General features: G+C 44.8%; 19 protein-coding genes. 8 read left to right on the forward strand and 11 right to left on the reverse strand.

Annotated features, from left to right (window positions below; translation table 11 throughout):
- The 5 genes from A3761_RS18940 to A3761_RS18960 all read right to left on the reverse strand — a co-directional run.
- Positions 1-630, reverse strand: a 630-nt coding sequence (locus tag A3761_RS18940; protein ID WP_068750690.1) for a glutathione S-transferase family protein, incomplete at its 3' end; no start/stop codon positions are given.
- Positions 631-653: 23 nt separating this feature from the next.
- On the reverse strand, positions 654-1,004 hold the full coding sequence (locus A3761_RS18945; protein WP_068507944.1) for a translation initiation factor Sui1: 351 nt from the start codon (positions 1,002-1,004) through the stop codon (positions 654-656).
- Positions 997-2,373, reverse strand: a complete 1,377-nt coding sequence (locus A3761_RS18950) for an MATE family efflux transporter (protein ID WP_082870300.1) — start codon at positions 2,371-2,373, stop codon at positions 997-999. The genes A3761_RS18945 and A3761_RS18950 overlap by 8 nt, the downstream gene beginning before the upstream one ends.
- 109 nt (positions 2,374-2,482) lie before the next feature.
- Complete coding sequence (locus tag A3761_RS18955) at positions 2,483-3,304, reverse strand: RodZ family helix-turn-helix domain-containing protein (RefSeq protein ID WP_068507942.1); 822 nt, start codon at positions 3,302-3,304, stop codon at positions 2,483-2,485.
- 52 nt (positions 3,305-3,356) lie between these two features.
- Positions 3,357-5,468: a carboxy terminal-processing peptidase gene (locus A3761_RS18960; RefSeq protein WP_068507940.1), complete on the reverse strand. Its 2,112-nt coding sequence runs from the start codon at positions 5,466-5,468 to the stop codon at positions 3,357-3,359.
- A 298-nt stretch (positions 5,469-5,766) separates the two neighbouring features.
- Between A3761_RS18960 and A3761_RS18965 the strand changes: the two genes are divergently transcribed.
- The 5 genes from A3761_RS18965 (at position 5,767) to A3761_RS18985 (ending at position 9,060) form a co-directional block, all read left to right on the forward strand.
- Positions 5,767-6,039: a late competence development ComFB family protein gene (locus A3761_RS18965; RefSeq protein ID WP_068553743.1), complete on the forward strand. Its 273-nt coding sequence runs from the start codon at positions 5,767-5,769 to the stop codon at positions 6,037-6,039.
- 162 nt (positions 6,040-6,201) lie between these two features.
- On the forward strand, positions 6,202-6,522 hold the full coding sequence (locus A3761_RS18970; RefSeq protein WP_068507936.1) for a DUF1820 family protein: 321 nt from the start codon (positions 6,202-6,204) through the stop codon (positions 6,520-6,522).
- A 52-nt stretch (positions 6,523-6,574) separates the two neighbouring features.
- Positions 6,575-6,967 carry an MAPEG family protein gene (locus A3761_RS18975; RefSeq protein WP_068507986.1) on the forward strand — a complete coding sequence of 131 codons (393 nt, stop codon included), beginning with the start codon at positions 6,575-6,577 and terminating at the stop codon, positions 6,965-6,967.
- Between the two features lie 3 nt (positions 6,968-6,970).
- Positions 6,971-7,672 (forward strand): tRNA (guanosine(18)-2'-O)-methyltransferase TrmH, encoded by a 702-nt coding sequence (gene trmH / locus A3761_RS18980; RefSeq protein ID WP_068507934.1) that lies wholly within the window; start codon positions 6,971-6,973, stop codon positions 7,670-7,672.
- Positions 7,673-7,713: 41 nt separating this feature from the next.
- Positions 7,714-9,060 (forward strand): MATE family efflux transporter, encoded by a 1,347-nt coding sequence (locus tag A3761_RS18985; RefSeq protein ID WP_068507932.1) that lies wholly within the window; start codon positions 7,714-7,716, stop codon positions 9,058-9,060.
- Between the two features lie 15 nt (positions 9,061-9,075).
- On the opposite strand, the gene A3761_RS18990 is transcribed toward A3761_RS18985, so the two are convergent.
- The 6 genes from A3761_RS18990 to cysD form a co-directional block, all read right to left on the reverse strand.
- On the reverse strand, positions 9,076-9,486 hold the full coding sequence (locus A3761_RS18990) for a hypothetical protein (protein ID WP_068507930.1): 411 nt from the start codon (positions 9,484-9,486) through the stop codon (positions 9,076-9,078).
- Entirely contained in the window at positions 9,483-9,797 is a 315-nt protein-coding gene (locus A3761_RS18995; protein ID WP_068507927.1) for a Bor family protein, read from the reverse strand. Before A3761_RS18995 ends, A3761_RS18990 begins: the two co-directional genes overlap by 4 nt.
- Positions 9,798-9,955: 158 nt before the next feature.
- Complete coding sequence (locus tag A3761_RS19000) at positions 9,956-10,960, reverse strand: rhodanese-related sulfurtransferase (RefSeq protein ID WP_068507924.1); 1,005 nt, start codon at positions 10,958-10,960, stop codon at positions 9,956-9,958.
- Positions 10,961-11,019: 59 nt separating this feature from the next.
- Positions 11,020-12,042: a nucleoid-associated protein gene (locus A3761_RS19005; RefSeq protein ID WP_068507922.1), complete on the reverse strand. Its 1,023-nt coding sequence runs from the start codon at positions 12,040-12,042 to the stop codon at positions 11,020-11,022.
- A gap of 105 nt (positions 12,043-12,147) precedes the next feature.
- Entirely contained in the window at positions 12,148-13,785 is a 1,638-nt protein-coding gene (gene cysN / locus A3761_RS19010) for a sulfate adenylyltransferase subunit CysN (protein WP_068507920.1), read from the reverse strand.
- Between the two features lie 94 nt (positions 13,786-13,879).
- Positions 13,880-14,788: a sulfate adenylyltransferase subunit CysD gene (cysD, locus tag A3761_RS19015; RefSeq protein WP_068507917.1), complete on the reverse strand. Its 909-nt coding sequence runs from the start codon at positions 14,786-14,788 to the stop codon at positions 13,880-13,882.
- A 369-nt stretch (positions 14,789-15,157) separates the two neighbouring features.
- Here cysD and A3761_RS19020 point away from each other — a divergent pair, with 369 nt between their 5' ends.
- From A3761_RS19020 to rsfS, 3 genes are all read left to right on the forward strand, one after another.
- Positions 15,158-16,426 (forward strand): glutamate-5-semialdehyde dehydrogenase, encoded by a 1,269-nt coding sequence (locus tag A3761_RS19020; protein ID WP_068507915.1) that lies wholly within the window; start codon positions 15,158-15,160, stop codon positions 16,424-16,426.
- A 40-nt stretch (positions 16,427-16,466) separates the two neighbouring features.
- Positions 16,467-17,096, forward strand: coding sequence for a nicotinate-nucleotide adenylyltransferase (nadD, locus tag A3761_RS19025; RefSeq protein WP_197469923.1), 630 nt, complete (start codon positions 16,467-16,469; stop codon positions 17,094-17,096).
- A 65-nt stretch (positions 17,097-17,161) separates the two neighbouring features.
- Positions 17,162-17,355, forward strand: a 194-nt coding sequence (gene rsfS, locus A3761_RS19030) for a ribosome silencing factor (RefSeq protein WP_068750692.1), incomplete at its 3' end; no start/stop codon positions are given.

Here is a 17,355-nt window from a genome sequence, read left to right on the forward strand (position 1 = left end):
GGGTAAGAACTTCATGAATTCGCCGACAACACCCGGCCAAGCAATCAANGGNAGNNNAAGCAAGCGGTCGATATAAGCTCTGCTGGTATCCGATACTTCAATTTGATAAGTCGCAAAACGGGAAGCAACCGGAGCAAACATGCAGTCGGCAATGGAGAACTCTCCAAACAACCAATCGCCATCATGGCGGTTGAGCGCATCTTGCCACATGCCGTCGATGCGTTGAATATCCTTAATGCAGTCCTCATGGAGGTTGACTTTACGAGTAGCCCGGCAGTTCATAGGCAGGGCGCTTCTTAAGGCTGGAAAACCTGAGTGCATTTCAGCGCAGTAGGCTCGGGCAGTGGCTCTGTCACTTGGGTCTTCAGGCCAGCCTTTACCTTTAAGATATTGCTCGGAAACATACTCACAAATTGCCAATGAGTCCCAGACTGTAAGGTCCTTACCTTCCTTGTCATCAATCAGTACAGGAACTTTGAAGGTGGGGGAGTAATCCGCGAGGCGCTGATGGGTATTTTCTTCAAAAAGGAATACTTTAATTTCGTCGAACGGGATGTCAAAGTGAGTCAGTAATAGCCAGGGCCGAAGTGACCATGATGAATAATTCTGATTACCAATAACTAGTTCCATATCTGTCTTCCTATTTTTAGTGTTTATCCGCCTGAACGTTTTACTTTGTAGCCTTGCTCAGTAAGAATCTTCAATAGCAGTTCACGGTGATCGCCTTGGATTTCGATATTTCCATCCTTCACTGCACCACCGACACCACATTTCTTTTTGAGCTCTTTGGCGAGACCTTTTAGCTCGTTGTTTTTTAGCAGTATTCCACTTAAGACGGTCACACCTTTGCCTTTTCGGCCTTTCGTGTCGAGGCTTACACGTACGATGCCGTCTCCCTCTGGAGTTTGGTCTGCAGAGCAAGTGCATTCGTCAATGGCTTGTTCACACTCTGGACAAGTTCGCCCTGTTTCGGTGGAGTAGACAAGTCGATTGTTTCTAGGCATTGCTTTTGCTCTCTTTGAGTTCCATATGTGAAGAATGTTTTAAATTACTTTTATTGAGGTGGCGCACCCAATACAGTGCACCCGTGCCAACTATTATATTAGCAAGGCTTGTGGCCAGATATATACCCGCGAGATCAAAAAAATTACCAAGCGCTAATGCCAAGGGAATAAAAATTACGATTAAGCGTAGAAGTGACATGACCAAAGAGGGCATTGGTCTGCCGATACCGTTAGCTGCTGACGAGCTCAGCATAATGATGCCAAGAAATAGATAGCTGATAGGCACTAAGTATAAGTAGAGGGTGGAGGACTCAATAACTGATTCGTCTGCCGAAAACAACCCGGTTAGAGGCTTGGCAAATAGCCATAAACAAACGCTTGCCCCCAGTCCCCAAAGTGCAACGAACTTGAAGCTCATCTTAAGTGCTTCGAAAACCCGGTCATGTTTTTCTGCGCCCCAATTTTGGCCAACAAAAGGGCCCATAATGGAGGTTAGCCCCATAATTACGACAAGAAAGATTGCTTCAATACGTGACGCAACACCAAAACCGGCAACAGACTCGGGGCTGAATCGGGCTACAAGCCAGGTTGTTATCGCGATTGAAAGTGGTGCAATTAGATTTGTTCCTACAGCGGGAACAGCTATTTTGAGGATTGCCTGCCAGCTTTGTAATACCCGGCCATAGCAGCTCTTAAGGCTCAAGAAGTCGAACTTCTTTATCAATACATACAAACCAATTACCAGGGCAATCGAATACGCACAAACGGTTGATATGGCAGCGCCAGCTAGCCCAAGTTTAGGGAAACCAAGCAAGCCGAAAATTAGAATGGGGTCTAATATCATATTCACTATTGCAACGCTTATCATAACCATGCTGGGTAGTTTTGTATTGCCGGCAGCGCGAATAGCCGAATTACCGACCATCGGTATAACCACTACAAAGCTGGCTAGAAACCAAATATCCATAAACTCATGTATGAGCTCAAACAAGTCCTGCGGTGCGCCAAGTAGGGTGAAGATCGGATCCATAAAATGGTAGCCAAGTACGGCAAAGCAGATGGCTACGATCAGGGCGATTAATATCGCTTGTGTGCAGTATGCTTGCACTAAGGTATGTTGTTGAGCCCCAATTGCACGAGCGATAACGGAAGAAGTTCCAATGCCAATGCCAAATGCCAGACTTAATAGGATAGAGATAATTGGAATGGTAAAACTCATTGCGGTGAGTTCGCGAGTGCCGAGTTGTCCGACATAATAGGTGTCTACAATGTTCATCGACATGATGGCCAAGATGCCGCCAATCATAGGAACCGTCATTTTGTAGAGCTGCTGGCTGATATTGCCTTCGGTAAGGTTGCGTTTTCTCAAAATATTAACGAATAGTTATACTTCAGTGTCGTAGGCTAGAGGATGAATAGAATCTTTAGGGGACTATATCACGAACTTCGATGAAAAGAGTGCTTAAAGGGAGGGGAGATCAGGGCGCGTCTTTTTGCTGTTCATTGGGTTTGCCCTCAGCTGGCGTTTCATCGGAGTTTTGTTTTGCATCACTATCATCGCTTGGTGCTTGCGTTTTGTGCTTATGTACCTGGCTCATTTTGGATCTGAGCACTTCCATCTGTTCCTCTTGAGTCTCAATCATTTCTTGTAAAGCATCTTCCTGCTCAGCGATAAAGTGAAGAGACATATTGAATGCTTGTTTAGTAAACTCAAGAACGCGTTCGTAGCCTTCATCCGATAGCTGTCTCGCTTGGTCTTGAGAACGGTAAATATTGATGAACTGTCGCTCTCTTTCATAATGAAGAGGAAGGCGTCCGGCACCCCAGTCATTCAAGATTTTCCATGTGTCTGGTGCGTAGGTTCTACTGTATTTGAGAATGAAAGGAATAGGGTCGTTTCTGGCAAGAAGGGCGGCCAGGCGGAGTATTAGTTCGAAAGAGAGAGTGGCTGTGCCATTCTCTACAGCTTCGATAACGGACTTATCTTTCAGGTTTACAGCTTCGCTAAGCTCACTAACTGTCAGGCCGGCAACCTCGCGAAGGTCTTTAAGGGACTGACCGGCAGATACCATAAGTTTTAATTGGTCCTGCGACTGAATGATGGCCTTGCCGACTTTATAGGACGTGCCGCCAGTTTTCTTAGCGAACTTGAAGGCGCTCGTGGTTGCACCTGAAACACGCCCTAAAAAGTTACTGATAGACTCTTCAGACACCCAAGGTTCAGTTTTTTCACTCTTGGAGCGAGAGTTTGCAGACTTTTTTTCATCTGACTTGGGCTTTTCAGAGTTTTTCTCGCTCATATGTCGTGCCACGCTATATCAGTGTCGAGTGTTACCGAATCAAGCTCTATTGCTAAAGAGCATTGGCTAAGGCATTCGCGCTAACTTGCTGTAAAGAAATAAAGTCTAATAAGACTTCAGCACTTTCCTCAACGATAAAGTCTGGTTCTTGTGCTTTGTCTGTTTCAATAGGCTTTTCATCTTCGCTGTCACGCCAGGCCTGAAGAGATTCAAATTCTGGCTTTTGTTCAAGTCGGCGGCGCTTGTTAAGTAAGTCCAAGCGTGCCTTGTCGAAGGCTTCGTCTTCGGTTTTTCGTTTTTGTTCGTTAATCGTTACTTTTTCTATACCGCGCTGAGATTCTAGTAATTCTATTTCTTCTAACAAAAGTACGTATTCAGGATGTTGTGTAATACGTGTGATATGGCTCTCGGCTAGTTTTTGGCTAAGCGGGCTCAAGGCGCCCACCTTGCTAAATTTGGCTGAAGCAATGGAGTCCCACTCAAGTGCGTGATCCAGGGCATCTTCACCTACTTTCGAAGTATCAATGGTGTCAGGTAAAATAATATCCGGGACAACGCCTTTGTGCTGGGTGCTAGCGCCAGAGATTCTATAAAACTTGGCTTGTGTTATTTTTAACTGGCCATGGTTAAGTGGGCGAACTGCTTGTACAGTCCCTTTGCCGAATGTTGGTGTACCCATTACGATACCGCGACCATAATCCTGAATTGCGCCAGCAAAGATTTCAGAGGCAGAGGCGCTTAGTCTATCTACCAAGACAATGAGCGGACCGTCGTACATCAGTTTAGGATCGGGATCATCCAATACCTCAATGCGGTGATTGGCTCCTCTGATTTGCACGGTAGGGCCTTCATGTATAAATAGTCCGGTTAGTTGATTAGCCTCATCGAGAGAGCCGCCACCGTTCCCGCGTAAATCAATCACAAGTCCGTCTAAAGCTTGTTCTGCCTGCATTTCTTTTAGTAATTTGAGCGTGTCTCGTGTCGTGCTCTTATAGTTTGGGTCACCTTCTTGCATGGCTTTGAAGTCAGCGTAGAAAGTTGGGATATCAATAACGCCAATTCGATGATTTTTTCCGTCGCGCTCTATATCAAGTACTGAACTGGCAGCCGCTTGTTCCTCGAGCTTAACTTTGTCGCGAACGATTTTAATTTCTATTGTGTCAGTATCTAGTTTGGCAGTATGCGGTATGACTTTGAGTCTGACTTTAGAATGCTTGGGGCCTCTAATGAGCTCAACGACTTCATCAAGTCGCCAGCCAATTACCTCAACCATATCGCCTTTCTCTCCTTGGGCAACACCAACAATACGGTCAGCAGAGTGAAGTTTGCCTTGTTTCTGTGCTGGCCCGCCAGCAACTAGACGGACCACTTTAGTAAATTCATTATCTGCTTGTAGTACGGCGCCGATACCTTCTAAGGATAAGCTCATATTAATGTTGAAATTTTCTGAAGAGCGTGGTGAAAAATAGGTGGTATGAGGATCGTATAGGGTAGTGAAGGCATTCATGTAGGCAGAAAATGCATCTTCACTTCTTACTTGTAGAGTTCGCTTTAGCTGGTTTTGATAACGCTTTAGTAAGGACTCTTTAATTTCTTCGTTGGTTTTACCGTCTAGTTTTTGAGACAGGGCCGTATTTTTAGTTCGCTTGCGCCAGATATTATCCAGCTCTGTTTCACTTGTTGCCCAGTCTACTTCTGAACGGTCAGTTAAAATATATTCGTCTTTAGTAAAGTCTAAGGTGTTCAGCTTGGTATTGAGAAATTCAATTTGTTTATTGAGGCGAGTGATTACTCGCGTCTGGTAGCGGTTATAAATTCTGAATGCAGGGTCTAACTGACCAGTTTTTAAGGCACTATCTAAGCGAAAGCGGTAAATCTCGAACTCTGTAATATCTTCGCTAAGAAAATAAATTCGAGAGGGATCGAGTGAATCAAGGTAGTTTTCGTAAACCTTCTCAGAAAGTGTTTTATCGATGTGCTGCTTGCGGTAATGATTTAGCGATAATGAGCGAGCAACATACAGGCTTGCTTCTTGTTGGGCTCTTGTTGGAGCGAGTTCTTCAGTAAATTCTGCTTTGCTTTCTTTAGCGTAAACAGAAAGGGAAAGCGAGCTGATTAGAACGCTAAGTAGAAGGGTGTAAATATTTCGCTTCGTTATCATCATAAGAATAATTTTGCCAATAAATGAGCATATAAANTATACGGTTACTTCCGATTGTATGTGATCAGCGCAGGCCTAGCCAGCCAAGATGCGATTAATTATTGTTAATTGGGTTGTGATTGGGTAACTAAATGAAAACAGGCTTTCTACCGCTTTTTGATCGCCATTTTGAAACTGGCTCTGTTGTTAATTGTTTTAGATGCTAGACTCTATCTTTAGATGCTTTAATGGCTGGGACGATCTACATGAGTGTAAATCGATCTAAACATAAAAATTGTTGCTGATAGTACGAGGTATATTAATGTCACTTCTTGATAATATTCAGAATTACTACGAATCCTTGGTAATTGAAACACTGGCTAAAGAGGTAGAAGGGCAGGATTTTGATGAGGATGTTCTCACCGATGTGCTTTGTATAGCCTTAAACCATTTGCCACCACGATACATTCGCCATGAAGTGGATATGTTTTTCTACACCTCACCCACTGAAAGGCATGAGGTTGAAGACAAGGCACGCAAAGCGGTAATCGACGCTTTGGAATATGTGAAGAAAAGTGATCGATACGAAAAGTAGCCGTTTAGAATAAACGTTACAATCTCATCGTGATGAAGCCAGCTTTCTATATTAGTTAGCTGGTTTTTTAATTTATGGCTTGAGACAAGTTCTTGGTTTGTCACTTTACTGCTCTCTGTTATGATAGCGCGTCCTTAAAACGCTTCGGTACTACTTGTCCTTATGAGCCTTAAAAAAACCTACAAAGTTATTTTTTATAATAATGAAGATATCTACGAGATTTACGCTTCTCATGTATATCCCTCGGAACTATACGGCTTCATTGAGGTGGAGCAGCTTCTTTTTGGTGAAAAGAGTCAATTGCTTGTAGATCCTAGTGAGGAGCGTTTGAAGAACGAGTTTACTGGTGTTAAACGAACTTATATTCCAATGAATGCGATCGTCAGAATTGATGAGGTTGAGCAAGAAGGCACGCCCAAGATCTCTGGAAGCCGCAGTTCTGTTGCCAGTTTTCCTTCGGGTGGGCGACCAGACAAGTCGTAGATCCTTCTGCCCGCGTTACTTATTATCAGAATAAAAAGCCAGGAGAATGACCATGTTATTTATTAGTCCATTATATGCTTCATTGTTAGTGATCCTTATCGTGTTTCTAGCTTATCGGGTGACAACCTTTCGTAGAGATGAGGGAATATCCATTGGTGATGATACTGGCTCAAAAGCAATGAAGAGCGCTGTGCGAGCGCATGCTAATGCAGTAGAGAATATACCTGTAGGGATTGCTTTACTGCTAATGCTCGAGTTAAACCACTTAACACCCTGGCTTATACATGTGTTCGGACTGACGCTACTATTGTCTCGTATTGCACATGCTTATGGCTTATCGAAGAAGAATGGTCCGACTAAAGGTCGTTTTTACGGTACTTTGTTTACATGGTTGTGCTTGCTGGCAATGGCCGTTGTTAATATTCTAATTTTAGTCACTCGATAAGACATGACACCAGAACGTTACCAAAAACTAAAGCGCACGTTAGACCTCAGACAGCCAGATTTAACGCTACTGACAGAACAGATTCATAAGCCGAGAAACATTGCTGCACTGGTTCGAACCAGCGATGCGGTCGGTATCCAAGAACTAAATATGGTATGGCCCTGGGATAAGCATCGCCCTTATAGTGGTACGGCAATGGGCAGTGATCGTTGGGTGGATATTGTTCGACATGAGTCAATGCCAGAGGCGATTGATACCCTGCATGAAAAGGACTATAAGGTTTATGCTGCGCATCTGTCTGATAGCGCAATTGATTATAGGGATGTTGACTATACTAAGCCTTGCGCGATTCTATTAGGTAATGAAAAGAAGGGCGTCAGTGATATCGCAGCGGCCAAGGTGGATCAGCATATTGTGATTCCGATGCTTGGTATGGTGGAGTCATTTAACGTATCGGTTGCCGCAGCCATTATTCTCGCTGAAGCGCAAAGGCAGCGGTCCTTGGCTGGGTCTTATGATCAGGTTCGTTTAGATGGTAAAACCTATCAGGAAACTTTCTTTCGCTGGGCGCACCCTAAAGTCGCTAGCTATTGCCACCAGAACAAACTTCCATATCCCGAAGTTAGTGAAGAGGACGGTGAGATAATAAACCCCTCACAATGGTATGCGAGTATCAGAGCTAAGCGTGATTCTGCTTCAGAATAAACTTTGAGCGATAAAAGCTCACTAGAACAAGACTCTCTCCTATGTTGAAAGCTATCTTTAGCCTTGCTGGCCCATTGGTAATAGGGCAAATCTCATTTGCTTTAATGGGTTTGATCGATACGCTATTGATGGGGCGTTTAGGGGTTGATGTGCTTGCTGGTGGTGGTTTGGGCGCAGTTGTATATCAATTCTTTTACATCGTTGGTATTGGTGCTTTAGTCGCTACGGCTAATATGGTTGCTTTTGCTAAGGGCAGTGGTAATCAAAGTGAAATCCACCGTGCAGTCTTGTCTGGTAGCTTATTGGTGGTGATTCTTTTTGTCGTCTTTGCTTTTGGCTTGGTTAATATCTCGCCTGTCTTACTTTTCTTTGGCCAGCTGTCTGAGCTGGTTTTTTTTGCTCAATCATATTTAGATCTTGTTTTATGGGCATTGTTGCCAGCATTTGGTTTTATCTTGATGCGCAGTTTGGTTGTTGGCTTAGGTAATTCAAGGCTTATTCTTCCTATTAGCCTAATAGCAGCCGTTTCAAATTACCCGGTTAGTCTGGTGTTGATGGAAGGCTATTTGGGTTTTCCAAAAATGGGCCTGGAAGGCATAGCCTTAGGAACCTGTATTATTTCCTGGGCGATGTTTCTGGGATTGGTGTTTTTGAGTTATCGACGCGATGAATTTAAGGGATTTCCTTTTTGGAAGGGCTGGCAAAACTTTTCTCTTTCGCAATTTCTTGAAACGCTAAGGCTTGGATTACCTATCGCTTTGGCCCATGCAATGGAGGTGGGAATGTTTTCGGCTGCAGCAATCATGATTGGGTGGTTGGGGGCGACAGCTCTGGCTGCTCATCATGTTGCGCTTCAGGCAGCTACCTTAAGTTTTATGGTGCCACTGGGGATCTCCCAAGCGGTTTCAGTTAAGGTGGGGGAGTTATACGGGCAGAATGCTGTTGGGCAGGTTCCACAAGCTGTGGGTTCAGGTTTTGTACTGGCACTTGTAAGCGCTTGTTTTGCTGCAATAATATTTATCTTTGCACCTGAAACTTTGGTGCAGCTGTTTGTACAAAAGGAACAGCTTCTAGCGGAGAATTACCAGGAATTTGTTCAGTTAGTGGCTTCAATTCTTCTAGTTGCTGCAATCTTTCAGGTGGTTGACGCTTGGCAGGTGATTAGTATGGGCGCCCTTAGGGGCTTTAAGCTTGGAGCTTCGCCGACATTGGCAGCGATTATTAGCTATTGGTGTGTCGGTATGCCTATTTCTTACTTCTTGCTGGAGCCCTATGGTGCGGTAGGCGTGTGGGGAGGTATGGGAGTAGGGCTGGCAGTCAGTGCGCTCGTGCTTTCAGCTTTGCTGTTTCGCGAGGTGCGACGACATAAGTCTATGCAGTCGCACTAGTTTCTGTTTCGCTGACTATTGAGGCGTTCGGCAGGAGTATTCAATGCTCCAATGAGACCAGAGGTCAATTCCCATAGCCGAGGCGTTGTAGAATAATGCGTTATCCAGCAAGCCGACCACCACATCTACTGGTGTAACCTCAGTAGTAACCTGGTTCCAGTCAAGGCCGACACAAACCTGACTTGTTTCAAGGGCATTGCTTAATTCAGCGAACTGATAAATGCTGTGGTGATACCACCTGCGGTAGCGCTTGCCTGAGCTGGCATCCAAATCGTCTTCGGATACATCTGATGAGAAGTCAAATAGAGACGGTACGGGGTCAGGCACGACTTCGCCATTTTCAAAATGGATCACTGCGCAGCCTTGGCTCATCGCTATTGTCGTCGCTAGCAGGGTGGCACTTAGTAATTTATTTAGCTGTTTCATGAATCGTCATTCTCCAGTTCACACCAGACTTTCGCAGTTCTGGGGAGGTATAAGCCTAGAGATAAGGTGGCAAATAGCACATCTGTTGCCGAGTATTTGCTTTGCATTTGTTTTACGGGTTGTTGGCGACAAATTTTGGTGACGTCAATGTGATGCTCGCCGATAAAGCCCCATAAAAAGAAATGTTTGGATTCTTCATAATGAGGGCGGTATCTGAAGTCAGAGGGGCCGCTTTCGGTAATGGTGACCGCAGCGCAGCCTCCCAAGCTAATTGCAAGAAATAAGACAAAGAGGGTAGAAATTTTGCTCATTGCGCATCCATGTATCAAACAGTCTATTATTCTGGGGAATTATAGCGAGTTTTGCGAGACTTCAGGCGAACCAGTATGCAAAAAAATGAAGTACCTGCGATAAAAGTTATACGAGGCCTGCTAAGAGGCGCCCGTATAAGCTAATGAGGCCAACTGTATTACTTGCTTAACTTCTCTTGCTGCGCTTTGATTGCTGCTTGCTTTTCAAGTTTACGTCGAGCAATCGTCTCGCTGACATCGCCACCAATGTGTTTCTCATGGCGCAGCTTAGCGAGTTCTATTTGCTTCTGTCGTTCAGCGAAGCGGGCTTTTTGTGCTTCGGTGTGCATGTCGTGACACCTTGGGCAGCTAACGCCCTCAACATAAAGCTCGCTAGATTTATCTTCTTCTGTAATTGGAAGACGACATGCATTACATTGATCGTAACGACCTTTCTCCAGTTGGTGATTGACTGCTACGCGTTCATCAAAGACAAAGCATTCGCCTTCCCACATGGTCTCTTCAGCTGGAACTTCTTCTAAGTATTTAAGGATGCCGCCTTCAAGGTGATAAACGTCTTCAAAACCTTGTTCTTTCAGGTAAGCTGTCGATTTTTCACAACGAATACCGCCCGTACAAAACATCGCGACTTTTTTGTGCTTTGCCTTATCCAGGTTTTCTGCAACGTACTGAGGGAACTCTCTAAAGCTTTCGGTTCGAGGGTTCAAGGCATGTTGGAAGGTGCCAATTTCGACCTCATAATCATTTCGCGTATCGACTAGTAGAACTTCAGGGTCAGAGATGAGTGCGTTCCAGTCCTTTGGCTTTACATAGGTGCCAACTACTTCCTTAGGGTTTATGCCTTCAACGCCCATGGTGACGATTTCTTTTTTCAGTTTTACCTTGGTTCGGGCAAACGGAGCTTCTTGGGTGAAAGACTCCTTATAGCTAAGATCGCTCAAACGTGGGTCTGACTTTAACCACTCAAGAAGTTTGTCTATGCCCGCTCTAGAGCCAGCAACGGTGCCGTTGATGCCTTCTTCTGCAAGTAGTAGGGTGCCTCGTACGTCGATGCTCTTCATCAATTCAAGAAGAGGGGTTTGAATCTCTTTGTAATTTTCGAGTGTGACAAATTTATATAATGCGCAAACAACGTAAGTTTGCTCGTTTGGTGTGGTAGACATGTTATTTCCTATCAGCATGACCGGAACGTAAATCCGGCGCCTTGGTTTAGTGTTAAGAACTAGTTTTCTTGCTTGTCCTTAATGTGTTCAAGAATCTGTTTTTTCAGGCTCTTGGGGATTTCTGTAATAGTGAGCGTATTTGACTGCTCATCAAACAAGATTGTTTGCTGCATAAGGTCTGATGAAAAGGACAGGCTTAAACCATTGCCCTTGCCAGAGATTCTGACCAAATGCTTTAGCTTACGAGTGTCTGGGCGCAGGGTTTGGCTGGTGTCTAGTTGCGCTTCTTGTTCTGCGAATTGAGCAAAGCGGGTGGGTTCATTTTCATCAAGGAAGCCCGATAGCTCATTAATCGGCACTGCTTCACCTAGCTGCTGCTGTTCAACGCAAAAGTCATAGGCTTTTTGATGAAGCTGAGCAGCTTGCTTGGGTTCGGTTTCTTTGGTGTAGCCTGCTAATACTTCCATTAGCGTTTCAGTTTCTTTTGCGCTGTCGATAGAGCTCTTGAAACCGATTGACTGAGTGAATGCTTCACCTATTTTGGCTTTTGAGCGTGCGCGGACCAAGCAAAGGTATGGGTCAGTACTTTCGCTTTCTGAAAGCCAGTCATCAAGGTCGATGCGCAGGGCAAGATCCATTTTATTTGTGTTGAGGTAGTCCACGGTATCGAGATTAAGCCCAGAGTCTAGGAGTAGGCCGGAATTTGTTTCCAGCGCAAAGATATAGACTCGAGGGCCATCTGCACGTTCCTCATGAACCGTAAGGATAGTGGCTTCAAAGCTCTCGCTGGTTTTATCCACTAGGTCTTTGAGTTGATTCATGTAGAGAAGGCTTAGCTTCTCGAAGCTGATTTTTCCATCCAGTTGCTCTTTCAACCAGTTTTGATAGGGGGCACTACTATAGTCTTCATCAAATTGACCGTGGAATTTACCTGCTTTGAATTGAAAGACTTTTTTAAGTTGACTGAAGAGTCCTTCATGATCTGCAGTGACGTCAGGTGCCTGCTCACAGAGTTGAATTTCTGAAGGTTGATCTTCTTGCCAGCGAGTAATCTTATGAAAAACTAGCGAAGTAATAGCCATGGATTGAGTTCTCTCTGTGTCCAATGAAATAAGGGGCTACGAAGTAAATCGTAGCCCCTGTCTTTGGGTTAGGCTTACTGAGATGAGTATCTCAGTGAATCAAATTTAGCTAAGCCCTTTTACCTGTTCAGGAATATCTACGTCAGATGTTGCTGATAGTACGGTATCTGCAATATCTGAACTGCCTTCCAATGAGGTAATTGCAATTAAGCCTGCTTCTTTAGCTGCCTTAGCAATCAAGAGTTTATCTGCATCGTTGTCGGCCATGTGAGAGGTGATCAACAGGCAAGTTCGACCCTGATTGAACAGCTTACGCTCAGCGGCTTGAGCGAGTACATCACCCGCTTCACCTGAGCAAGCAATAATCGAGGCTACCTGGTGATCTAAACGCGCTGCACGCTCTGCTTCGCTAACAGGTTCCCACTGTGCGCTAGTATCTTCAGCGGCTTCAACGATCATGCCTGCGCCAACCGTTACGTTGGTTAGACGGTCGATAATAATGAAGGCGCCCGTTGCTTTGTTTTCACCATATGGGTCAAACGCAAGTGTCTGGTTTGCATGGATCGTACACAATGCAATACTGTTAAGCTCTAGTTCGCTGGCATCCTTTTTCTCAAGCGTATTAACGTCAATTAAATGCTCAATTGACTGAATTGACGCTGAAGCCTGCTTGGAACCAAGTTTAATATCAATAAGCTTGCCTGGCTGAATTTTGTCTTCAGACATCCAAACGATATGTGCTTTTACCGCAGAACTTACCGTTGGGTGATTGTCAGACTGAACAATCATATCGCCACGACTGATATCGATTTCATCATTCAAGGTAAGCGTAACCGCTTGACCTGCGAAACCTTCATCCAGTGAACCTTCAAAGGTCACGACTTCTTTTACGGTACTGCTTTTACCCGAAGGAAGTGCAGTAATTTTATCGCCAGGCTTAACGATACCCGAAGCAATCGTTCCACAGAAACCACGGAAGTTAAGGTTAGGGCGGTTAACGTATTGTACTGGTAGGCGGAAGTCTTCCAGATTCTTGTCTTTAGCTATTTCGACTGACTCAAGCATCTCCATTAGAGGCTTGCCTTTGTACCAAGGTGTCTTGTCGCTATTGCTGATTGTGTTAACACCTTTCAGTGCAGAAAGTGGTGCAAACTGGATATCGCCCAAATCTAACTGGTCAGAGAATGAAAGGTAATCGCTCTTGATTTCATTAAAGCGCTCTTCGCTGTAGTCAACCAGATCCATCTTATTGATGGCAACGATGACGTGCTTAATACCCAGTAAAGAAGCAATAAATGAGTGACGTTTGGTTTGCGTTAATACACCGTGACGTGCATCGATCAGGATGATTGCCAGGTCAGCAGTTGACGCACCAGTTGCCATGTTACGAGTATATTGCTCGTGTCCGGGAGTGTCGGCGATGATGAACTTGCGTTTAGCAGTTGAGAAATAACGATAAGCAACATCAATGGTGATGCCTTGCTCGCGCTCAGCCTGTAGGCCGTCAACTAATAGTGCAAGGTCGATTTCACCTTCGTTGGTGCCGGACTTAACGCTGTCTTTCTTAATTGCTTCAAGTTGATCTTCATAAATCATTTGAGAGTCATGAAGTAGTCGGCCAATAAGTGTGCTCTTGCCGTCGTCAACGCTACCACAAGTAAGAAGACGTAGTAGTTCTTTTTGTTCGTGTTGCTTCAGATATTCGTTAATATCTTCACTGATAAGATCTGACTGGTGTGACATGTAAACTATCTCTTTATTTGCTGCCTCGCGCTGGGTCTTAGCGTGAGGCAATAATCTTGGTTGCTATGTATCAGCTTTGTACGTATATGCTGGCCTAGAAATAACCTTCGCGCTTCTTCTGCTCCATTGAGCCTGCCTGGTCGTGATCAATGACGCGGCCTTGTCTTTCAGAGGAGGTGGTTAGTAGCATTTCCTGAATTATTTCGGGCAAGGTTGTCGCTTCAGACTCAACTGCACCCGTTAGCGGGTAGCAACCAAGCGTACGGAAGCGTACCGACTTCATCTCTACCTTTTCACCTTCTTCAATCGGCATACGTTCATCATCAACCATGATCATGACGCCGTCACGTTCAACAACAGGTCGCTTCGCTGAGAAATAAAGTGGAACGATATCGATGTTTTCCAGGTGGATGTACTGCCAGATATCAAGTTCTGTCCAGTTAGATAAAGGGAATACACGAATGCTTTCACCTTTATTAATCTTACCGTTATAAGTATTCCATAATTCAGGGCGCTGATTCTTTGGGTCCCAGCGGTGGTTTTCATCACGGAAAGAGTAAACACGTTCTTTAGCGCGAGACTTTTCTTCGTCACGTCGTGCGCCACCGAAGGCTGCGTCAAACTGATATTTGTCCAGTGCTTGTTTAAGACCTTGGGTTTTCATTACGTCGGTGTGCTTGGCACTACCGTGAGTAAAAGGTCCGATGCCTTGATCAACGCCTTCCTGGTTGATATGCACGATCAGATCGAAGCCATACTTTTTAACGGTCTCGTCACGAAACTTGATCATTTCCTGGAATTTCCAGGTAGTGTCAACATGCATTAGAGGGAAAGGTGGCTTACCTGGTGCAAAAGCTTTGCGAGCCAAGTGCAGCATAACAGCGGAATCTTTACCGACAGAATAGAGCATTACCGGATTATCAAATTCAGCGGCTACTTCTCGAATGATGTGGATGCTTTCAGCTTCCAATTGCTTTAAATGAGTCAAATTGTATTGCGACATATATGTAACTCTTACCAGAGGTCAATAAACGAAAAAATCGTGTTTAAGTGGATAGCTGCTATTTCTATAGGCTGCTACCTAACAAAAGGGTGCGGAATTATAACAGGCTTGTCGCTAAATAATAAGGGATGTGGTGCTTTAGTGAGTGGTGGTGGAGTGCGCTTATATTCTCACTTATGCTAAAAGATCAGATGTTTAGAATATAATGTTCTATTTAAGATGTCTCGATATCAGTAAGAAATACGGATGTCTTGTGTTTAGTTTCTCGCTGTTTGGCGGCTCTTTTTGGGGTGCTACATTGCTAGTACTAGGAGCGGCAGTAGGAACACGCTATAATCGCGTTTTTGATAATTAAGCCAAGAGAAGAAGATGGACGTTAAAGCCTATATGGTCAAAGTGGGTGAGGCAGCTCGTCAAGCTGCTAGCCAGATGACTTCAGTCAGTACCGGATTAAAAAACAAAGCTCTATTAGCAACCGCTGATGCTTTGAATGCCAAGCGTGATATGTTGATTCAAGAGAATAAAAAGGATCTTGAGGCTGGGCGTGAAAATGGTTTGGATGATGCGATGCTTGATCGTTTGGAGCTTACGCCAGCGCGTATAGATGGCATGATTGAAGGCTTGCAGCAAGTAGCAGGGCTTGATGATCCTGTTGGAATTATTAACGATCTCAAGTATATGCCTTCCGGTATTCAGGTTGGCAAGATGCGTGTGCCGCTTGGTGTGATTGGGATTATCTATGAGTCTAGACCAAATGTAACGGTTGAAGCGGCGAGCCTGTGTATTAAATCGGGTAATGCAACGATTCTTCGTGGCGGTTCAGAAGCTATTCATTCAAACAAGGCCATCGCGAGCTGTATCGCAATAGGTTTGTCTGAAGCTGGCTTGCCTGAAACGGCTGTTCAGGTGATTGAAACGACAGATCGCGCGGCAGTGGGTGAAATGATCACCATGCCAGAATATGTCGATGTGATCGTGCCTCGTGGCGGAAAAGGTCTGATCGAGAGAATCAGTCGAGACGCTAAGGTGACAGTAATTAAGCACTTGGACGGTATATGTCACGTGTTTATCGACCGTGATGCGGATATTGAAAAGGCGAAGGCAATTTCATTGAATGCAAAAACGCATCGTTATGGCACTTGCAATACGATGGAAACGCTTTTGGTTGATGCGCCTGTCGCTGAAGAGGTTCTGCCCCAGTTAGCAGTTTTATATGCAGAAAAAGAGGTTGAGCTACGTGGCTGTGAGCAAACTTGCACAATCTTGAATAATGCGGGTTTTGCTGCGAAGGATGCGACGCTGGAAGATTGGCAGACAGAATATCTTGCGCCGGTATTATCTATTAAGGTGGTAGAGGGTATGCAGGAAGCCATTGCGCACATCAATGAGTTCGGTTCGCACCATACTGACTCAATTGTTACCGAGAACTATACAAAAGGTCGTCAATTCCTAGCGAGTGTCGATTCCAGCTCGGTAATGATCAATGCCTCAACGCGATTTGCTGATGGCTTTGAATATGGTTTGGGTGCAGAAATCGGCATTTCAACCGATAAGATTCACGCGCGTGGGCCGGTTGGTCTGCATGGCTTAACTTCGGAAAAATTTGTGGTGCTGGGCGATGGGCATATCCGTCAGTGAGGCCTGCATTAATTAGATTCCTTATGAGAAGTCTAACTTCGTGAAAGTTGTTTTCGGTGGTACTTTCGACCCGGTTCATGTTGGTCATTTGCGCATGGCCACCGAGCTTGTCTCGGAACTGGGTGTCAACAGTGTCGACTTGATGCCTTGTTACCAGGCTGTGCATAAGGATAGTGTGTCGGCAAGTGCTGACTCTCGCCTTGAAATGTTGAAGCTGGCGACAGCTCATGACTCGTGTTTGAATGTTGATGAGCGAGAGATTCGGCGGGGTTGTCCAAGTTATACCATTGAATCAGTTCGCGAGAAGCGTCAAGAGCTTGGTGATCAGGCCTTGAGTATCGTCATGGGGACTGATGCTGCGCGAGGTTTAAGAACCTGGCGTCAGGCAGAGCAGCTATCAAAGCAGACGCATATTGTTGTTGTAAAGCGCCCGGGTGAACTTGAAGGCGATATAAAGCAATGTCTGGAGCAACTTGGCTTTGAATGGGTTATGTCTGCCAATTACTTGCATGAGCAGCCGGGCGGCTTAGCTTTGATGCTTGATTTGACGCAGTTAGATATCTCTAGCACTGCCATTCGTGAAGCGGTCAGGAAAAATAAAAGCATTCGTTACCTTGTGATAGGTGCGGTTGAAGACTATATCTGTGATAATGCGCTTTATCGAGAGTGAGTTGCTGTTTTGAAACGCTGTTTCAGAGCAGGCAAAATTAACCAAATGGGGAACACAAAGAACGTATGCAAACTGAAGAATTGAAAACTGTAGTGGTCGAGGCTTTAGAGGATCTTAAAGCTGATAATATCTGTGTGCTGGATGTTAAAGATAAAACTAGCGTCACAGACTATATGGTGATCGCTTCAGGGACTTCGAGCAGACACGTTAAGTCTCTTGCAGAAAATTTGGTTTCCGAAGTAAAAGATAAAGGCGGACG

Source organism: Oleiphilus sp. HI0123 (genome assembly GCF_001635315.1).

Coding starts and splice junctions, on each gene's coding strand:
- A3761_RS18945 (WP_068507944.1), bottom strand. CDS start 1,004: ATGCCTAGAAACAATCGACTTGTCTACTCCACCGAAACAGGGCGAACT.
- A3761_RS18955 (WP_068507942.1), bottom strand. CDS start 3,304: ATGAGCGAGAAAAACTCTGAAAAGCCCAAGTCAGATGAAAAAAAGTCT.
- A3761_RS18960 (WP_068507940.1), bottom strand. CDS start 5,468: ATGATGATAACGAAGCGAAATATTTACACCCTTCTACTTAGCGTTCTA.
- A3761_RS18965 (WP_068553743.1), top strand. CDS start 5,767: ATGTCACTTCTTGATAATATTCAGAATTACTACGAATCCTTGGTAATT.
- A3761_RS18970 (WP_068507936.1), top strand. CDS start 6,202: ATGAGCCTTAAAAAAACCTACAAAGTTATTTTTTATAATAATGAAGAT.
- A3761_RS18975 (WP_068507986.1), top strand. CDS start 6,575: ATGTTATTTATTAGTCCATTATATGCTTCATTGTTAGTGATCCTTATC.
- trmH (WP_068507934.1), top strand. CDS start 6,971: ATGACACCAGAACGTTACCAAAAACTAAAGCGCACGTTAGACCTCAGA.
- A3761_RS18985 (WP_068507932.1), top strand. CDS start 7,714: ATGTTGAAAGCTATCTTTAGCCTTGCTGGCCCATTGGTAATAGGGCAA.
- A3761_RS18990 (WP_068507930.1), bottom strand. CDS start 9,486: ATGAAACAGCTAAATAAATTACTAAGTGCCACCCTGCTAGCGACGACA.
- A3761_RS18995 (WP_068507927.1), bottom strand. CDS start 9,797: ATGAGCAAAATTTCTACCCTCTTTGTCTTATTTCTTGCAATTAGCTTG.
- A3761_RS19000 (WP_068507924.1), bottom strand. CDS start 10,960: ATGTCTACCACACCAAACGAGCAAACTTACGTTGTTTGCGCATTATAT.
- A3761_RS19005 (WP_068507922.1), bottom strand. CDS start 12,042: ATGGCTATTACTTCGCTAGTTTTTCATAAGATTACTCGCTGGCAAGAA.
- cysN (WP_068507920.1), bottom strand. CDS start 13,785: ATGTCACACCAGTCAGATCTTATCAGTGAAGATATTAACGAATATCTG.
- cysD (WP_068507917.1), bottom strand. CDS start 14,788: ATGTCGCAATACAATTTGACTCATTTAAAGCAATTGGAAGCTGAAAGC.
- A3761_RS19020 (WP_068507915.1), top strand. CDS start 15,158: ATGGACGTTAAAGCCTATATGGTCAAAGTGGGTGAGGCAGCTCGTCAA.